Annotated in this window: 2 protein-coding genes; both read left to right on the top strand. The window is 38.4% G+C overall.

Annotated features, from left to right (window positions below):
- The first annotated feature begins 228 nt into the window (after positions 1 to 228).
- The gene (locus A3757_RS17910) at positions 229 to 858 is read left to right on the top strand and encodes a sulfotransferase (protein WP_068514327.1); all 630 of its coding nucleotides are present in this window, start codon (positions 229 to 231) and stop codon (positions 856 to 858) included.
- Between the two features lie 74 nt (positions 859 to 932).
- Positions 933 to 1,190, top strand: a complete 258-nt coding sequence (locus A3757_RS17905; protein WP_068514329.1) for a hypothetical protein — start codon at positions 933 to 935, stop codon at positions 1,188 to 1,190.
- Positions 1,191 to 1,631: the final 441 nt, after the last annotated feature.

Here is a 1,631-nt window from a genome sequence, read left to right as displayed (position 1 = left end):
AAAAAAGGCTAGAGATTCTGGATGTTCTTCTTAGAAAACCCATTTTATCTTGATCTGGCATAAGCGTCTCGTAGCGGTAAAAATATGAATAGACATGGACTAAGTTAAAGGCCCAAATATACGCGGCTTGAGCAGAAAAATATATCTTAGCTAGCTTATTGTGGGGTAGGCTTGATCTCAATCAATATCGAATGTTTACTTCAAAGCGCTTAGCTCAGGTCACAGACAATGAATAAACTTTTTATAATCGGTCTGCCTAGAACGGGTACGACGAGTATTAGTGTTGCTCTATTAGCGCATAATTATAAGGTAGCGCATACCGCCTATACTAAACGTGCATTTGAATTGGCCGATGTGGTTTCAGATGCGCCATGCTTTTGTGACTATCAAGAGCTAGACCTGCTCTTTCCCGGTTCTAAATTCGTTTACTTAGATCGAGAATTAAATGTCTGGTTACCCTCGATTCAGCGCTTGCTTCATAAGATGCAAGCAAACTTGGAACTCAAGACAGGTCACTTTAACCCCGTACTTAAACGTAGCTTCCACAAAACCTTCGCCTTGCTCGATACAGAAGACCCGATTGCTGAGTCTCATTTAGAAAACTGCTATAGGCAACATCAACAAGAGGTGTTTGACTATTTCTCGGCTAGATCAGATCTACTAAAAATAGATATCAGCAAGCCCAAAAGCTTAGCGACATTGCTAGGTTTCTTAGGTACCTCAACAGAGGGCTGTGGTGAATTTCCTAGACTAAATGTGGGTAAACAGGTAGATAGCTGGAAAGAGTTCAAACATGCTAACAAAGTAAACCCTAATAGTGCGGGCAAGGAACATAGAAAATTCTTTGATTACGTATAGCGCTGTAACATGTTATTTTCCAGCTTAATAATTTCTCATTACTAAGCCAAACTCGAAATAAGGTTATCCAAAGTATGGAGTCACTCCCTATAGCAGAAATAATATTGATATCATTTCTCATGATATTTGCAGTACACCAAATTAGCCGAGTCGTTATTGGAGAAAATGCGGATACTTATCCTTCAGGCATCCTTATCGCGGGAGGTCTATTCTATGTGGCGACAAACGATATATCTTCAGGTATCGCTGCAAGTCTTTCAGCCGCTGCAGGGCATTACTTAAGCGTTTTCCTTTGTAAACGGTTCAATTGGCACGAGAAGAATAAACCTTAATGTTCTTTAGTTAGCGCTCTTCCAGTAATAATTGTAAAAACCAGGAAACCGCCGAAGACGTTGGCAATAAATCAAATCAGCCTTTTTGCATTATCTAGGATGTTCAAAAGAGAGGGGCGGTTTTCTGATGGAAGCTATATAGAATTGAGTCGAACACTGCTGATTCAGATCGAATATTTTCTTATTTCTCTTAATGGTCTATCTTTATAAGGTTAAGGGGTAAACTAAAGGCTTAAAATATTATCCTTCACTGAACATAACAGCTTGTAGTAAGGTATTTTACACTTGCCTTTAGTAGAAGATGGTCATGATTTTATAAGGTCAAAATATGTGAAATTCATTATATCTCTATACGTATTTCTTGTTATAGCTTCGGTCTCTCGAGTTGAGTCTAATGAATTGAGGTTTCGTAGAGTATAAGTTTGTATTGAATTTGCTTAA

Source organism: Oleiphilus sp. HI0117, from assembly GCF_001635235.1.
The sequence above is the reverse complement of the archived record's forward strand: the minus strand, read 5'-3'. Positions and strand labels throughout refer to the sequence as shown.